Origin of the sequence: Flavobacterium selenitireducens (assembly GCF_014748335.1) — a bacterium.
GTDB lineage: Bacteria > Bacteroidota > Bacteroidia > Flavobacteriales > Flavobacteriaceae > Flavobacterium > Flavobacterium selenitireducens.
This window is the reverse complement of sequence record NZ_JAAVIY010000009.1, coordinates 34,367-50,019: the sequence shown is the minus strand read 5'-3', so window position 1 is coordinate 50,019 and position 15,653 is coordinate 34,367. Positions and strand designations below refer to the sequence as shown.

Genomic DNA, 15,653 nt, shown 5'->3' with positions numbered 1-15,653 from the left:
AAATGTTATAATTTTGACAACCTAATGGGTAGCAGATGAGGAGTTCAATTTTTGCGGAAATAATGAGAGGCGTATCGGGGCGGCGTTTCCGCAATATCGGATACCTGCCGCGCTGGATTATTTTCCTGATCGACGTGTGTATCGTCGTTGGAGCGAACATCATCACCTATACGATTGTTTCGAGCCTCACTGAACTTCATCCGCAATACCGAACGCTCAATCTTCCGGTTCGCTACGGGCTCATCATCGGCGTCAACGCCCTTTTCTTTTTATTTTACAGAACCTACTCGGGCATCATCAGGCACTCCACATTTCTCGATGGCGTCAAGCTGTTGGTCTCGGCCAGTTCGTCATTTTTGACGCTTTTGGTGGTCAATTATATCTGGCAGTTCAGCTTTGGGACGAAGCTCTACCTGAGCACCGGGCTGTTCATCAGTTATGTGATTTCGTTCTTGCTATTGTTCCTGTTCCGCATTTTGGTCAAGCATATGTTCGAACGTTACATGAGCAGCGAGGACAAGAAAAAGCTGCTCGGGGCCGTAATTTATGGTGCCGATGCGAACGCGATCGCGGTTGCCAATGCGTTGTCGTCCGAAGTGCCGGCTCGTTTCCGGTTGCTCGGATTCGTGGATAAGTTCAACCAGGCCAAGACCTCGAAGAGCATCCTCAACGTTCCGATCATCAATCAGAACCGCAGCGTCCATGTGATTTTGCGTGCGATGAAGGCCGACGCGATCATCATTGCCGAAAAGAGCATGACCAAAGACGAGACCATTCGCCTCGTCGAGGAATGTCTCGAATACAATTTCAAGGTGTACACCGTTCCGCTGGTTTCGGATTGGGAAGACCAGCAACAGATTTCCCAACAGCTCAAGTCGTTCCAGATCGAGGATTTGCTCGAGCGAAAACCGATCGTACTCGACAACAAAGCCATTTCCAGCCAGCTCAACGGGAAAACGATCCTGATAACGGGAGCCGCGGGATCGATAGGAAGTGAAATCACGCGACAGATCTTGCAATTTTCGCCTTCGCGCATCATCATGCTCGATCAGGCCGAAACGCCTTTGCACAACCTAACGCTTGAGATCGCTGAAATCCAACAGGAGAAGTCTGAGATTTACAGCGTGTTGGCCGACATCCGCAACCGCGAAGCCCTCGACCAGGTGTTTTCGGAATACAAACCCGATGTGGTCTACCACGCCGCGGCTTACAAACACGTCCCATTGATGGAGGAACATCCTGACCAGGCGATCTTCACCAACGTCATGGGAACGAAAAACCTCGCCGACCTTTCGCTCAAATACCATGTGGAACGCTTCGTTATGGTGTCTACCGACAAGGCCGTGAACCCAAGCAGCGTCATGGGTGCGAGCAAACGCATTGCCGAGAAATACGTTCAGGCGCTGCATTTCATGTCGCAGAAGAAACAACGAGTGATCACCAAATTCATCACGACGCGGTTCGGCAACGTATTGGGCTCTAACGGTTCGATCGTGCCGTTGTTCACGCGCCAGATCAGCGAAGGCGGACCGATCACAATCACGCACCCTGAAATCATACGCTACTTCATGACCATTCCCGAGGCGTGTCAGCTCGTTCTCGAAGCAGGAGCGATGGGCAATGGAGGCGAGATTTATATTTTCGACATGGGTCAGCCGGTCAAAATCATCGACCTGGCCAAGAAAATGATCCGCCTTGCCGGTTTCACGCCCGATAAAGAAATCGAAATCAAGATCATCGGATTGCGTCCAGGGGAAAAATTATACGAAGAATTGCTCAACGACAACTCCAAAACCCTTCCGACGCACAATCATCAGATCATGATCGCTGTCGATACCTGGGACGATTTCGAGGATGTCAGCAAGGCTGTCGAAGACCTGGCCTACGACTGCGGCAAAGTGACAAGTGCCCAGATCGTGTTCAAGATGAAGCAGATCGTACCTGAGTTCAAGAGCATGAATTCCGTGTTCGAAACTCTTGATTTCCGTGAAAATATTTCGCTCTGACGCCATCGTTTATAAGCAACCACCATCCCAATATGCGTTTTAAAACTGTTTTTGTTCTCCTGACCCTTGTTATCGCTGCTTCCTGCGCGAGCCGAAAAGATATTGCGTATCTCCAGGATGCGGACATCGCGAAGGAAGGCCAGGCCCAGACTTACGAGCCGACGCTGAAATCCGACGACCTGTTGAGCATCATCGTTTCTGCCGAGACGCCCGAAGTTACCGTGCCTTTCAACCTCCCGGCCATTCAAGGCAACTACCAGGTGGACAACAACCAAAACGGGATCAAGACTTATCTTATTGACTATTACGGCAACATCGATTTTCCGGTGCTCGGCAAAATCAAGCTCGGTGGACTTACGCGTACCGAAGCCGTGAACAAGCTTACCACGGCGATCTCCGAATATGTAACCAACCCGTCCGTGAACCTGAGAATACTGAATTTTAAGGTATCGGTCCTGGGCGAAGTGCAGAGGCCGGGCAGCTTCAATATCGAAAGCGAGCGGATCACCTTGCTCGAGGCCTTGAGCAACGCAGGCGACATGACCATTTACGGAAGACGCCATAACATTTTGGTAATTCGCGAAACAGGCGGCAAAAAAGCGTTCGCGCGCGTCGATATCACCAAAACCGATTTCATCGATTCCCCTTATTATTACCTGACCCAAAACGACGTGGTTGTGGTCGAACCCAATAACACTCGCGTAAAATCATCGGCCGTGGGACCCAATACGACTTTGTATCTGTCCGTCGCCTCTATCCTGATTACGATCGCTACAATTACCCTGATACGATAATGTTGCCAGAACATCCATCTTTTTCATCCAAGCCCACGCAGGACGACGGCCTGAACATTCGGGAAGAAGTCGAAAAATTCTTAGTCCACTGGAAATGGATCGTGGCCTCGGCCTTGTTCTTCTTGTTCTTGTCGATGATCTACCTCAGGTATAGCGTGCCGCTGTACAAAAGCTCGGCTACGATATTGGTCAAGGACGATAGAAAAGGAGGGTTGCAATCTGAACTTACCGCGTTGTCCGACCTTGGCTTGACGACAGGTGTGAAAAGCGTCCTCGACAACGAGATCGAGGTCATACAGTCGCGTTCCAACATCGAAAAAGCGGTGGAAAAGCGCATGGCGACCGTGGAATATTTTACGCAAGGCCGAGTTAAAAGCGTTGAGTTGTACCAAGACAAGCCAATCGATGTCTACTTCTTCGGGATCAGCCCGAAATTTTATGAGAAACCGAGAAACTTCACGGTCAAATCGGTTGCGAAAGATACTTATGAACTGTTGCTCGCCTCGGGTAAATCGTTTGGTAAATTCCGATACGGGCGCACGGTTTCCTTCGACAATTTCAAGATTGTCGTAACGCCCAACCCGACGATCAAGGACAAGCCCGGCCTCGACTATGAGATCATCGTACAGATCCGGAAGCTGTCAAGCGTGGTGCAGCGTTACAAGGCCAACCTTGAGATCGTGCCCAAGAACAAGAATTCCAGCGTCGTCGAGCTTACCCTGACCGATCACATCAAGGAAAGGGGAGAGGACATGCTCAACGCCATCATCGAGATGTATAACGAGGATGCGATCAACGACAAAAAATACATATCGGAAAACACCGAGAAATTCATTGCTGAACGCCTCGAATCGATCGCGTTGCAATTGGGAGACGTCGAGCGCACCGCGGCAGATTTCAAACAGTCCAACAGGTTGACCGACATTGCGTCCGATGCCGAGATCTATTTGCAGAATTCCGTTACGTTCGAACGCGATCTTATAGAAACCGAAACCCAGATACGCGTCGTGCAATCGATGGTCGAGTTCCTGGAAACCGCTCCGGCGAACAATCCGATCCCGATCAACCTCGTCCCGAACGACATGCAGTCGTCCAACATGATCTCCGAATACAATACGGAAGTGATCGCCTTTACGCGGATGAGCCAGCACGGTACGAGCAAAAACACCGTTATTTCGAACGCGCGAAAAAACCTGGAGGAAAAACGCGAAGTGGTCAAGCAAAACCTGCAACGCCTGCTTTCGTCTTTGAAGATCCGCAAATCCGACCTCGAGAAACAGGTCAATATGGTAGCGGGGAAAATTTCCAAGATTCCGGGACAGGAGCGTCAATTTCGCGTGATCGACCGACAACAAAAAATCAAGGAAGCGCTGTACATCTACCTGCTCCAAAAGCGGGAGGAAATCGCGATTTCACTGGCGGTAACGCCTCCGAACGCCAAAGTCGTCGATCCGGCGCTGGCCTCGGACGCCCCTGTGGCTCCAAAGCGCAATACGATCCATATGATGGGGCTTTTGATCGGGCTGCTGATTCCGTTGCTCATCATTTATCTGCGCAACCTGCTCGATACGAAGGTCAAGACAAGATCCGATGTGGAAGGCAAGGTTACTGCTCCGATTTTGGGCGATATCCCGAAATCCGAAACGGAAAACGAAATCATCAACGCCAGCAGCCGTTCGAGTTCGGCCGAAGCGATACGCATCGTTCGCACCAATCTCGAATTCATGTTGGGCAATGTGCCGCAAGGCCGCGCCAAGACCGTTGCGGTGACGTCCACGATGCCGAAAGAAGGCAAAACGTTCATCGCGATCAATCTTTCGAGCACGATCGCACTTTCGGGTAAAAAAGTGCTTTTGGTAGGGCTTGATATCCGAAACCCGAAAATCGACAAGTATGTCAAGCTTCCGTCAAAAGGGCTCACGAATTATCTCGTCAAGGACGAAGGCGACATTTCCGATTTTATAGTGAGGCTCGAAGGTTACGAGCATTTCGACGTGTTGCCGTCAGGAGTCGTGCCGCCGAACCCTGTCGATTTGCTCATGAACGACAAGCTCGGCCCGTTGTTCGAGGAGCTCAAGGCGAAATACGATTACATCATTGTCGATACCGCTCCGGTGAGTTTGGTTACCGATACACTTTTGATAACGCAATATATGGATGCCTTCATCTATGTATTGCGCGCGAATTACTTCGACAAGCGCTTGTTGCGTATCGTGCAATCGTTCTACAGCGAAGGCAAACTACCGAATATGGCGTTGTTGCTTAACGATACCATCTGGGGAAAAACGTATGGGTACGGCTACGGATATGGCTACGGCTACGGCTATTCCCAGGATACGGAGAAACAGCCTTGGTGGAAATTCAAAAGGAACGGCTAGAACCTGAATTGCTGATTGTTTTCCAATGCCTTGGACAATGCCTTGTGCGATTTGACGACGAGTTTTTTCGAAAACGCCTCGACGTGACGCGAATGGTGCACGTCCGATCCCGCAAAATCGACGAGTCCCGTTTCAAGCAATCGCTCGGCTGCATTGGCGACATCTTTGCCATAGTAGCCTATGCAGGACAATAAGTTCAGCTGGAAACGACAACCCGCGTCTTTGAGTTTTTGATATTCTTTAGCTTTGTTGTGGTAAAACGCGTAACGCTCGGGATGCGCCAGAATCGGGATATAGCCTTCGAGCTGCATCTCGAACAGGATGTCGTACAGTTGTATCGGCGGATTGATATAAGACATTTCCACTAAGACAAAATTGTCGTGCACGCAAAGCAACTTCTCGGATTTGAGTCGTTGTACGAAAAAACTGTCCATTAGATATTCTGCCGCGGCTTCGATTTTAATGTCGATTCCCGCTTGCTTTAAAAGCGCTCGCGTCTCGTCCCGTTTCTCGAGGATGTTCGCGGGAGAATTGTCCCAAACCGAATGCATGATGTGAGGCGTTGCGATGAGTTGGGAACAGCCCATCTCGCGAAGGCTTTCCACAAGAGCCAGCGTGTGTTCCGCAGTTTTTGCGCCGTCGTCTATGCCCGGCAAAACATGGGAATGGAAGTCGATGTGGTCGGCGGGAATCAGCTCCCTTAGTGTCGGTCTGGATTTAAAAATCGAAAACAAAATCGTATGGATATCGGCAAAAATACGCCAATTTCGGCATTTCCCTATTTTCCGGTGAAATTGCTTCAAATTGTTATCTTTGCCGGCAGTTTGCAACCAAAAATCGCGTATGGATCCAAAACCGAATGAAGAGCAGTGGGACCTTGTCATCAAAGGGCATTCTTCTCTTTTTGACCTTAAATTTGCCGATGTCTGGCGCTATCGCGATTTGCTCGGCATGTTTGTCAAGCGCGACTTCATCAGTTTTTACAAACAGACGATCCTCGGGCCGCTGTGGTTCTTCATCCAACCGATTTTCACCACGCTCGTGTTCACGTTCATCTTCGGAAATCTCGCCGGAATCCAAACCGACGGGCTTCCGCAACCGCTGTTTTACCTCTGCGGGATCACCGCCTGGAACTATTTTTCAGATTGCCTGACCAAGACGAGTACCGTATTCAGGGATAATGCGAACATTTTCGGGAAAGTCTATTTTCCGAGGCTGATCATGCCGTTGAGCATCGTGGTGAGCAACCTTGTGCGTTTTGGCGTGCAGTTGTCTTTATTGGCCGTCATGATGGCTTATTACGCCATTGCAAAACCGGGCAGCTTTGAAATATCGGGCGCACTGTTATTGTTTCCGCTGCTTATACTCTTGATGGCGGCTCTCGGGCTTGGTGCGGGTCTCATCATTACGGCCATGACCACAAAATATCGCGATCTCACGTTTTTGGTTACTTTCGGCGTACAATTGCTGATGTACGGAACAACCGTCATTTATCCGCTAAGCGAAGCCAAATCGAAGTTTTCCGAATACGCCTGGATCATCGAAATGAACCCGATGACGGGAATCATCGAAGCGTTCCGTTATGCATTTCTCGGTCAGGGCAATTTTACGCTCGCCAGCATCGGCTATTCCGCGATCGTGACTTTGGTGGTCCTTTTCGCCGGCGTCGTCATTTTCAATAAGACCGAACGTAATTTTGTCGATACCATATAATGTCTGATACAGTAATCAAGGTAGAAAACCTCTCGAAAGCCTACCAGATCGGCCAGATCGGAACCGGAACGGTATCTCGCGACATCGAGCGGTTTGTCCGCACGCGCGTGCTGGGCAAAGAAGATCCGTTTCTCAAGATCGGGGAGGCCAACGACCGCAGCAAAAAAGGGTCGAGCGACATCGTCTGGTCGTTGCGCGACATCAATTTCGAGATCAACCAAGGCGATGCTGTCGGAATAATCGGCAAGAACGGAGCCGGAAAAAGTACGTTGCTCAAGCTGCTCTCACGCGTTACCTCTCCAACTACGGGACAAATTGGCGTAAAAGGGCGTATTGCAAGTTTGCTCGAAGTCGGAACCGGATTCCATCCTGAATTGACCGGACGCGAAAACATCTATCTCAACGGCGCCATCCTCGGTATGCGCAAAAAGGAAATCACGCGCAAGCTCGACGAAATCATCGATTTTTCAGGAGTCGAACGCTACATCGATACGCCAGTCAAACGCTACAGCAGCGGAATGTATGTACGACTTGCGTTTGCCGTCGCCGCCCACCTCGAAAGTGAAATTCTGATCGTCGATGAGGTTTTGGCCGTAGGCGATGCGGAATTCCAGAAAAAGTGTTTGGGCAAAATGGGCGATATAAGCAAAGGGCAGGGCAGGACGATTTTGTTTGTGAGCCATAACATGGCCGCCGTTCAGAATTTGTGCAGCCGCGGCATCGTATTGAAAAATGGCGCGATGAGCTTCGACGGAAACGTAGATATGGCCGTTGGCGACTATTTGAAGCAGAGTATATCTTCCGGTATAATCGACCACAATGTCACGCGTGTTGGCAATGGAGCGATCCGATTGCGCGAAATTGCTGTTTATGGTTCAGATCGGCACATCAAGCCTCAAACCGGCCAGCCGTTCACTATGGAATTTTCGTTCGACAACCCTAATTTCGTGGATATTGGGGACCTTGGTTTCGACGTGCGTATTGACGATTATCTCGGACAGCGTATCGCGTGGTTCAGCAATACCATCCTGCCATCATCACGCACCGGAACAGTTGAATCCCTGCGTTTCATGATTGAGAAATTGTCGCTTAACGACGGATTGTACTACGTAACGATACAGGCCACGGTTCAAAAACAGGTCGCTGATTGGATACAAAACGTCTACAGTTTCGAGGTGTCCGAAGGTGATTTTTTCGGATCGGGAAAACGCGTTCCTTCTGCCCAAAGCAAAGTTGTCATGGACTTTACCGTGAAATAAACGTCACTATATGATCTCCACCATACTCCAAAAGATAAAGTCGTTCAAGACGAGTATCAAATCGCTGCAGTTCCGGCAAAATGATGATATTGCCTTAGCGCAATTGCTTAAGATGTTTGACGGCGGCATCTTTATTCCGGCAACGAACTGGTCGATAAGTCCGCGGGAAGTCCTTCACATTTGCAACGACATTGCAATTAACGACCGCAAAAACATTGTCGAGTTCGGTTCCGGATTTTCCACTATCTGTATCGCCCGGCTATTGCAGATAACGAAGAGCGAGGCCAAGTTCACAAGCGTTGAAAATAATAAAGAGTGGGCAATTAAGCAAAATGGCATACTGGAACGTATGGGATTGTCGCATCACGCAACGGTTGTTTACGCCCCAATTGTGTCGGTTGCCCGGGAAATTGCGCTCGATGGCCAACAAAAGTGGTACGATACATCCGCGATCGACATCGCCCTTGAACGCCATCCGGATATAGACGTGGTCATCGTGGACGGTCCGTTCGGAGGCTTGACGCCTTTTGCACGCTATTCAGCAGTTCCGTATCTGAAATCCAGGATTACAGGGCAATTTGCTGTTTTTCTCGATGATTCTGCAAGACCGGACGAGAAGCGAATCGTGCCGGAATGGTCCACTTTGCTCAATGCCAAAGTAAAGCGAAACGAGCGCTATACCTGCCTGACTAGCCAAAGTTCTTTCGATGTAACGCCATATTGACGCCATGAATCATTCTGCGTTGGTTTCAATCATCATTCCCGCTTTCAACAGAGGAGAGTTGTTACGTGAAACATTGGCAAGTATTTCGGTCCAGACCTACCGCAATTTCGAATGCCTTGTGATCGACGATGGATCCGAAGCGGAAACGCTTGAAATTGCGCGGTCATTCGCGACATCCGACTCCCGTTTTTTGATTTTTCAACGGCCGGCACATTTGCCTAAAGGCGCCAATTCGTGTCGTAATTTCGGCTTTGAGAAGTCTCAGGGCAAATTCGTGAATTGGTTCGACAGCGACGACATCATGTTGCCTACATTCATTGAAACCAAAATGGAGGCATTATCGCCTGGACTCGATTTGATTATCTGCACAGGCCATTACGTGGACGAAAATCTCGGATTCATCCGAAATATTCCAATGGAGGCCAAACATGACCTGTTTACCGACTACGTGTTGTGGAATGCCCAGGTCATGACGCCGTCGGTACTGTTCCGAAAGGATTTTTTGATGAATACAGAACTGTTTTCTCCTAAAATTTCACGCGGCCAGGAAACGGAATTGTTCTGTCGAATCTTTTTTAACCTGTCCGCGTCGCGTTACCGGATTCTTACCGAGCATCTGTTCCTGTATCGACAGCACCCGGACACCAAAACCAGTCGATTCAGGCAGTACAAAAAAGCGTATAAGGAATCTGTCCTGTACATACTTGACCTCAATTTGGAACGCTGCCTCATTTCCAGGAATGCGCTATTACTTCCGCTTTTGTACAAAAATCTCGTGGTCCTGTATTTTGAAGCGCTCCAAAATAGGGATACCGAAACGGCTCGCAAGGCTTCAAAACTCGTATTGAAAGTACTCGCGAAAGGAAATAAGCGCAATTATTTCGAGTTCAAGATGCTCAATCTGTTATTTTTGTCGATAGGCAGAGGAAGCTACAGACTTCAAAAAAGGGTTGGTCGCTACGCCGTAAATTACGTTTGATGGGCAAGACATTTTCCGTGCTGATTCCCGTTTACAACAGAGAACACCTGATAGGGCAAACCCTCGACTCGATTCTCTCCCAAACCTGGGACGATTGGGAATGTATTGTCGTAGATGACGGTTCGACAGACGGCACCGTGCGACAACTCGAAGCCTACGCCTCTCGCGACAAACGCATCAAATGGTTCGCGCGTCCCGAGGACGTACCTAAAGGCCCGAACGGTTGCAGGAATTTTGCGTTTTCCAAAAGCGAAGGACGATACGTGAAGTTTTTCGATTCTGACGATCTTTTGCATCCCGATGCCCTCTTGGAAACTGCTGCTGTAACGGCCGATCAACCGGACGTGATAGTGTCCGCTCTCAATTTTTTCGATGAGACAGGCGTATTGGCGGGGCGCAAACACAATTACAGGTCGGACAACCTGATTGCGGATTACATTTGCGACAAGATCTCCTGGTATGTACTGCAAACCTGGAAACGCAGTTTTCTAAACGGCCAGTCCGAACTTTTCGACGTGCGCCTGCGCCATCTCGACGATTGGGACTTCAATCTGCGCATGTTGTATTCCGATCCCAAAATCGCCTACATAGACCGTCCTCTGGCAAGTTATAGGGTACATTCCGATTCCCTTTCGCAACAAGTGGGAAAACTCAACCTGGGCGAAATCAAGTCCGAATTTGAGGCTCGTGAAAAACACGTGATGCTACTAAGCCGGAATCGCAAAGCCCCTGTAGCTTTGGTCCGGAAGTACATCCGTAAACGTTGGGCGTACATACTGCGCCAAGGGTTGCTAGAACGGAATAGCGAAGCGCCGTATTTTTTTAAAAAGTTGCTCGAGGCACAATTCAGGTCGCGGGATTTTTACGCGATGTCCCGGTCTGTGATCGGGTATTTTTCGTTTTCATTATTTCGCAAAGGTTATAAATTGCTGCAGCCATGAAGATAATTGTTGTTTCTATGCCGTCCCTTCACGTAAGTCGCTGGATCGAGAATCTGGAAGGGCAGGGGCACGAAATATATTGGTTCGATGTTTTGGACAGGGGCGAATTCGACTTGCCGCCAAATGTGACAAAGGTCAGCGGTTGGAAAAAACGGAAATTACCCGCCGTCAAAGGGGAATATTTTCTATCCAGACGGTTTCCGAACGCTTATGCCAAGATACGGGGATTGCTTGAAGTCACGGCTTCGGAAGCCTTATCGAACCTGATTGCAAAAGTCAAACCCGACGTCGTCCACAGTTTCGAGATGCAATCGTGTTCGTATGCTATCATAAAGGCGATGCGCGCTGTGCCAAAACTGAGATGGATCTATTCCTGTTGGGGAAACGATCTGTTCTATTATCGCGACTTTCCATATCACAATCGTCGTATCCGAGAAGTCCTGAAACGCGTTGACGTCCTGCATACCGATTGCCTTCGCGATTACGAAATTGCAAAGCAACTAGGGTTTTCCGGCCTACACACGGGCGTCATTCCGGGCGGTTCGGGTTACCACCTGGGCGAAATGGCCGTACACAAAAAGCCATTCGCCGAGCGCGACATCATTTTGGTCAAAGGCTATGAACATATTTTCGGTCGGGCCATAAATGTAGTCAAGGCCTTGGAAATCCTGTTTCTGCAGTCAAAATTGGAAAAGTATGCGGTATGTGTTTTTGGGGCGCACGAAAAAGTGTCGGAATTTATCAACCGACAACGGCTTCCATTCATGGTTTACGGTCGCCATGACCTCAGCCACGATGAGCTGTTGCAACTCATGGGTAGGTCGGCGATAAGCATCGGCAACAGCATTTCCGACGGCATGGCCAACACGCTGCTCGAAGCTGTCGCGATGGGAACCTTTCCGATCCAATCCAATCCCGGAGGCGTATCGGAAGAAATTATCGATCACGGTAAAAACGGCTTCCTGATTTCAGATCCTGCGAACATTGAGGAAATTGCAGCACATATCGAAAAGGCCTTGCCCGATGTACCAATGCGGCTTTCCGCTGAGGCGATAAACCTTCAACTGGCCGTCGAACGGCTCGATTGGGAAGCAAACAAAGCAAAAATCATTAAAATTTATGAGCAATGAGACAGGGTTACAATCCGCAGAAGGACAAGGCGGAAGTCCTGTCGGAATATTACCACCAGGTCATCATTCCTGTTTTTCTGCCCAACCGGGACGGGTATTTCAAAGATGGGTTACAGATACTGCACTATTGCCTGAGGTCGCTGCTGCTCACCATTCATCCCAAAACGTTCATTACCATAGTCAACAACGGGAGTTCCGCAGAGGTGGCCGCTTATCTTGAAGATTTGCGTCTTAAAGGAGAAATTCACGAACTTGTCCATACTACTAATATCGGAAAGATCAACGCTGTGATCAAAGGTCTCGGCGGGCATTCATTTGAGCTTGTGACCGTAGCCGATGCGGACGTCATGTTCCTCAGCGGCTGGCAGGATGCCTGTTACGAAGTATTTCGGGATTTTCCGAAAGCGGGGGCCGTATGCACGACGCCGTCTTCCAAATCGCTGAGGACGCATACGGCAAATATCTGGGCACATCTGCTTTTTTCCGACAGGCTGGCCTTCCGCGATGTTCAGGATGCGGGCGCATTGAACGCCTTCGCACACAGCATAGGCAATCCCGATTTCTATTCGAAACTTCACCTAGAGCGTTATCTCACCGTCACGTCAAACCAAAATGAAGCTGTTGTTGGCGCCGGACATTTCGTTGCCACTTATAGAGGGGATGTATTCCAGAATCTGTCGAGTCGTTTTTCACGTTATAAACTCGGAGGGGATAGTTTGGACAAAATTCTCGATAAACCTGTGCTTCAAAACGGCTTCTGGCGTTTGTCCACAGTCCGGAACTACACCTTCCACATGGGCAATGTAGCCGAAGACTGGATGAGCATCGCGCTCCAGCAGATCAAGCCGTCCGGGCAGTCGCTTGCCATGCCGTTGTTGCATCCCAAAAAATCTCCCGGCGTGTTTCGGAAAGTGCTCGATCGCCTGTTTGCGAACATCCTCAATCGCAAGAAAACTGCGGTGTGGTTGCTTCGCGTCAAAGGAATGTCGGCATCGGACGCTAAAAATTACCTGTCTTAAAGATGGATTGCCTATTTTAGGACGCACTTTTATATTATGCCAAAAGTTATTCTCGTCTCGACCTTCCCTTTGCCGTATTCCAAAATTGGAAGCTGGACGACTATGTACCGCAACTATCTCGAATCGGGAAACCACAACATCGATCACATCATTTGCGAAATGCCGGATTACCAGTTTCCGGGTGTCCGATATACGATCGTCAAGGAAAACCTCTGGATGAAGGTTCGCCGCAAGCTTCACTATTACAGGATCGGCTACATGGACGCGCTTAAAAGCGTGCTGCAGCCCGACGAAAAGTACGTGATCCAGCTCGTGGACAATTTCAATATGGCCGACCGCATACACGAAATGCTGACTCAAATGGGCATCCGCCAGAATTGTTTCATCCAGCTTTTTTACCACGGGTACGATCCATTTTTGCCGGCCCAGGGCGTTTCGAACGATTTCTATTCCGATGTCGACGGCCTCGTGCTGCTTACCCATGACAGTTACCGTTCGCATCTCAACTATTATACGGTTTTCCCGATTGGCGTATCGGTACTCTACAACGGGATCGACGCCGGTCGTTTCAAGAAAGTCGACGCCAACGAAAAAACGCGCATCCGTCAGGAATTAGGGCTTTCCGGAAACAAGATATTTTTGTGGTGTTCCCAGGACAGGCCAAAAAAAGGACTCGATCTCATTCTCCAGGCCTGGCGCCTCATCAACGAGAAACATCCGGGAAATTTCCTGATGGTGGTTGGGGCCGATCGCCGACAGCCAGTCGAAAACGTCAAATTTTTCGGTCGGATTCCAAACGACGATCTTCCCAAATACTATCAGGCCGCCGACTGTTATTTGTTTCCGACGTTGTGCCACGAAGGCTTCGGACTGAGTCTTATCGAGGCGCTGAATTGTGGTTGTCATTGCATCGCATCGGGCCAGGGCGGTGTTCCCGAAGTCTTGCAACACGGCAAATTGGGAAGGCTGATCGAAAACCCGAATTTCGTTTCGGAATGGGAGCAGGCCATTGCCGATTTCATTACCGGAAAAGACGATCCGATCGTGCTCGACCATCCAATCTACACCCAGGAAGAATGGGCGAAATCGATGAACGACATCATTGATATCGCCAAGAAAAGTTTGAGCTGATGTTCGAAATCCATATATCTACCAGAAACAGGCGGGACGACTTGCTTTTTACCTTGGGCAGCATCCGCGAATCGCTATCGGATGACGTTGTGGTGCGCGTGTACGACGACGGTTCGACAGACGGAACTTCCGAGGCCGTTTCCGCCGCTTTTCCCGAAGTCATTTTGCTGAGAAACCAAGCGTCTAAAGGTTATATGTTTTGTCGGAACCATATGCTCAACACCGCGAAGGCGGAATTCGCAATCTCACTCGACGACGACGCTCACTTCGTATCCGAAAATCCGTTGGACGGCATCAAATCCTATTTTGGTGACAATCCGCAATGCGCTCTCGTCGGGTTCCGCATCTTTTGGGGAAAAGAACTTCCGGAAAATCTTACCGATAGGGAGGCGGCACGACAGGTCAAGAGTTACGTCGGATGTGGGCATGCCTGGCGTATTTCGGCCTGGCGCCAAATTCCCGATTACCCGGAATTTTTCGGGTTTTACGGAGAGGAAAATTACGCCTCGATGCAATTGTTCCGCAAAGGATTCGAAGTGCATTACCTGCCGTCGGTGTTGGTGCAGCATCGCGTCGATTTGGTCGAAAGGCGCACCCAACCGGATTACGGAAGGCGTCTGCGTTTTTCGCTGCGTTCCGACTGGGCGTCCTATTTTGTATTTTTGCCATGGACGAACCTCGCCAAAATGATCGCCTATACGAATTGGATGCAGCTGAAACTCAAGGTATTCAAAGGCGATGCGACGGCGCTCAAAGCGGTGGTCAGGGCTAATTTGGACATCCTGGGCTGGCTGCCGAAATTACTTTCCAACGATTCGAAATTCACCAGAAAGCAATACGAAGCTTATCGCAAATTGCCCGAAGCCGCGATTTACTGGAAACCTGAAAACAAATGAAAACAATCGTCGTCATTCCTGCCAGGGGCGGATCGAAGCGCTTGCCCGGAAAAAACCTGATGGCGCTCGGCGGATTGCCGTTGATCGCGCACAGCATTTTGTACGCCAAGGCAAATCCCGATATCGTCGATGGAATTTTCGTTTCCACGGACGATGCCGATATCGCCTCCGCCTCAATTGCCTACGGAGCGCAAATCATCGAACGTCCCGAGTCGATTTCGGGCGATCACGAACCTACCGTAACCGCAGTCGCGCATGTGCTTGAGGTTTTATCCGAACGCGGGCATCACGTCGAAAATGTCATATTGCTCCAGCCGACGAATCCGTTGCGGCCGGATCGCCTGTTAGGCGATTGTTTTTCCGAATTTAAAAATCGCGGCTTCGAAGGCGTTTTCACCGTGAGCCGCAATTCCGATAAGCTCGGGAAGATCGAAAACGACAAATTCCTGCCGTTCAACTACGTGCCGGGACAGCGCAGCCAGGATCTCGAGCCGCTTTATCGCGAAAACGGATTGTTGTATATTTGCCGTGCCGAAACGATTCGCTCGGGCAAGATCATTTCCGAAGCAAGTTTTCCGTTCGTTGCCGATTTGGAATCCGCCTCGGTTGACATCGATACCCAAGCCGATTTCGATTGGGCCGAATACCTGATTCTCAAACAAAAAAATATCCGATAGACGCAT

14 protein-coding genes are annotated in these 15,653 nt (G+C 49.6%); 13 read left to right on the top strand and 1 reads right to left on the bottom strand.

From position 1 onward, the window contains the following. Positions 1-35: 35 nt before the first annotated feature. From HC229_RS13100 to HC229_RS13090, 3 genes are read left to right on the top strand one after another with little or no spacing between them, the layout of a single operon-like run. Positions 36-2,006: a polysaccharide biosynthesis protein gene (locus HC229_RS13100; RefSeq protein ID WP_223845610.1), complete on the top strand. Its 1,971-nt coding sequence runs from the start codon at positions 36-38 to the stop codon at positions 2,004-2,006. A gap of 32 nt (positions 2,007-2,038) precedes the next feature. After that, entirely contained in the window at positions 2,039-2,800 is a 762-nt protein-coding gene (locus HC229_RS13095; RefSeq protein ID WP_191020948.1) for a polysaccharide biosynthesis/export family protein, read from the top strand. Further along, the gene (locus tag HC229_RS13090) at positions 2,800-5,178 is read left to right on the top strand and encodes a GumC family protein (protein WP_191020947.1); all 2,379 of its coding nucleotides are present in this window, start codon (positions 2,800-2,802) and stop codon (positions 5,176-5,178) included. The genes HC229_RS13095 and HC229_RS13090 overlap by 1 nt, the downstream gene beginning before the upstream one ends. On the opposite strand, the gene HC229_RS13085 is transcribed toward HC229_RS13090, so the two are convergent. Further along, positions 5,175-5,981 (bottom strand): tyrosine-protein phosphatase, encoded by an 807-nt coding sequence (locus tag HC229_RS13085; protein ID WP_332871654.1) that lies wholly within the window; start codon positions 5,979-5,981, stop codon positions 5,175-5,177. The two genes, HC229_RS13090 and HC229_RS13085, sit on opposite strands and share 4 nt — an antisense overlap. A 40-nt stretch (positions 5,982-6,021) precedes the next feature. On the opposite strand from HC229_RS13085, the gene HC229_RS13080 reads away from it, so the two are divergent. The 10 genes from HC229_RS13080 to HC229_RS13035 are packed head-to-tail and all read left to right on the top strand — an operon-like array spanning position 6,022 to position 15,647. Beyond that, positions 6,022-6,891: an ABC transporter permease gene (locus HC229_RS13080; protein ID WP_191020946.1), complete on the top strand. Its 870-nt coding sequence runs from the start codon at positions 6,022-6,024 to the stop codon at positions 6,889-6,891. Then, entirely contained in the window at positions 6,891-8,150 is a 1,260-nt protein-coding gene (locus HC229_RS13075) for an ABC transporter ATP-binding protein (protein WP_191020945.1), read from the top strand. The genes HC229_RS13080 and HC229_RS13075 overlap by 1 nt, the downstream gene beginning before the upstream one ends. Before the next feature lie 10 nt (positions 8,151-8,160). Further along, a complete protein-coding gene (locus HC229_RS13070; protein ID WP_191020944.1) occupies positions 8,161-8,874 on the top strand; it encodes an O-methyltransferase in 714 nt (237 codons plus the stop codon). 4 nt (positions 8,875-8,878) lie between these two features. After that, positions 8,879-9,853: a glycosyltransferase family 2 protein gene (locus tag HC229_RS13065; protein WP_191020943.1), complete on the top strand. Its 975-nt coding sequence runs from the start codon at positions 8,879-8,881 to the stop codon at positions 9,851-9,853. Further along, positions 9,853-10,794, top strand: a complete 942-nt coding sequence (locus HC229_RS13060; protein WP_191020942.1) for a glycosyltransferase family 2 protein — start codon at positions 9,853-9,855, stop codon at positions 10,792-10,794. Before HC229_RS13065 ends, HC229_RS13060 begins: the two co-directional genes overlap by 1 nt. Beyond that, a complete protein-coding gene (locus HC229_RS13055; protein WP_191020941.1) occupies positions 10,791-11,924 on the top strand; it encodes a glycosyltransferase family 4 protein in 1,134 nt (377 codons plus the stop codon). Before HC229_RS13060 ends, HC229_RS13055 begins: the two co-directional genes overlap by 4 nt. After that, a complete protein-coding gene (locus tag HC229_RS13050) occupies positions 11,921-12,943 on the top strand; it encodes a glycosyltransferase family A protein (protein WP_191020940.1) in 1,023 nt (340 codons plus the stop codon). Before HC229_RS13055 ends, HC229_RS13050 begins: the two co-directional genes overlap by 4 nt. Positions 12,944-12,979: 36 nt before the next feature. Further along, complete coding sequence (locus tag HC229_RS13045) at positions 12,980-14,074, top strand: glycosyltransferase family 4 protein (protein ID WP_191020939.1); 1,095 nt, start codon at positions 12,980-12,982, stop codon at positions 14,072-14,074. Continuing rightward, complete coding sequence (locus HC229_RS13040) at positions 14,074-14,970, top strand: glycosyltransferase family 2 protein (RefSeq protein WP_191020938.1); 897 nt, start codon at positions 14,074-14,076, stop codon at positions 14,968-14,970. The genes HC229_RS13045 and HC229_RS13040 overlap by 1 nt, the downstream gene beginning before the upstream one ends. Further along, a complete protein-coding gene (locus HC229_RS13035; RefSeq protein ID WP_191020937.1) occupies positions 14,967-15,647 on the top strand; it encodes an acylneuraminate cytidylyltransferase family protein in 681 nt (226 codons plus the stop codon). Before HC229_RS13040 ends, HC229_RS13035 begins: the two co-directional genes overlap by 4 nt. Positions 15,648-15,653: the final 6 nt, after the last annotated feature.

Excerpts from the sequence above, each read along its gene's own strand:
- HC229_RS13100 (WP_223845610.1), top strand. The coding sequence starts at position 36 with ATGAGGAGTTCAATTTTTGCGGAAATAATGAGAGGCGTATCGGGGCGG.
- HC229_RS13095 (WP_191020948.1), top strand. The coding sequence starts at position 2,039 with ATGCGTTTTAAAACTGTTTTTGTTCTCCTGACCCTTGTTATCGCTGCT.
- HC229_RS13090 (WP_191020947.1), top strand. The coding sequence starts at position 2,800 with ATGTTGCCAGAACATCCATCTTTTTCATCCAAGCCCACGCAGGACGAC.
- HC229_RS13080 (WP_191020946.1), top strand. The coding sequence starts at position 6,022 with ATGGATCCAAAACCGAATGAAGAGCAGTGGGACCTTGTCATCAAAGGG.
- HC229_RS13075 (WP_191020945.1), top strand. The coding sequence starts at position 6,891 with ATGTCTGATACAGTAATCAAGGTAGAAAACCTCTCGAAAGCCTACCAG.
- HC229_RS13070 (WP_191020944.1), top strand. The coding sequence starts at position 8,161 with ATGATCTCCACCATACTCCAAAAGATAAAGTCGTTCAAGACGAGTATC.
- HC229_RS13065 (WP_191020943.1), top strand. The coding sequence starts at position 8,879 with ATGAATCATTCTGCGTTGGTTTCAATCATCATTCCCGCTTTCAACAGA.
- HC229_RS13060 (WP_191020942.1), top strand. The coding sequence starts at position 9,853 with ATGGGCAAGACATTTTCCGTGCTGATTCCCGTTTACAACAGAGAACAC.
- HC229_RS13055 (WP_191020941.1), top strand. The coding sequence starts at position 10,791 with ATGAAGATAATTGTTGTTTCTATGCCGTCCCTTCACGTAAGTCGCTGG.
- HC229_RS13050 (WP_191020940.1), top strand. The coding sequence starts at position 11,921 with ATGAGACAGGGTTACAATCCGCAGAAGGACAAGGCGGAAGTCCTGTCG.
- HC229_RS13045 (WP_191020939.1), top strand. The coding sequence starts at position 12,980 with ATGCCAAAAGTTATTCTCGTCTCGACCTTCCCTTTGCCGTATTCCAAA.
- HC229_RS13040 (WP_191020938.1), top strand. The coding sequence starts at position 14,074 with ATGTTCGAAATCCATATATCTACCAGAAACAGGCGGGACGACTTGCTT.
- HC229_RS13035 (WP_191020937.1), top strand. The coding sequence starts at position 14,967 with ATGAAAACAATCGTCGTCATTCCTGCCAGGGGCGGATCGAAGCGCTTG.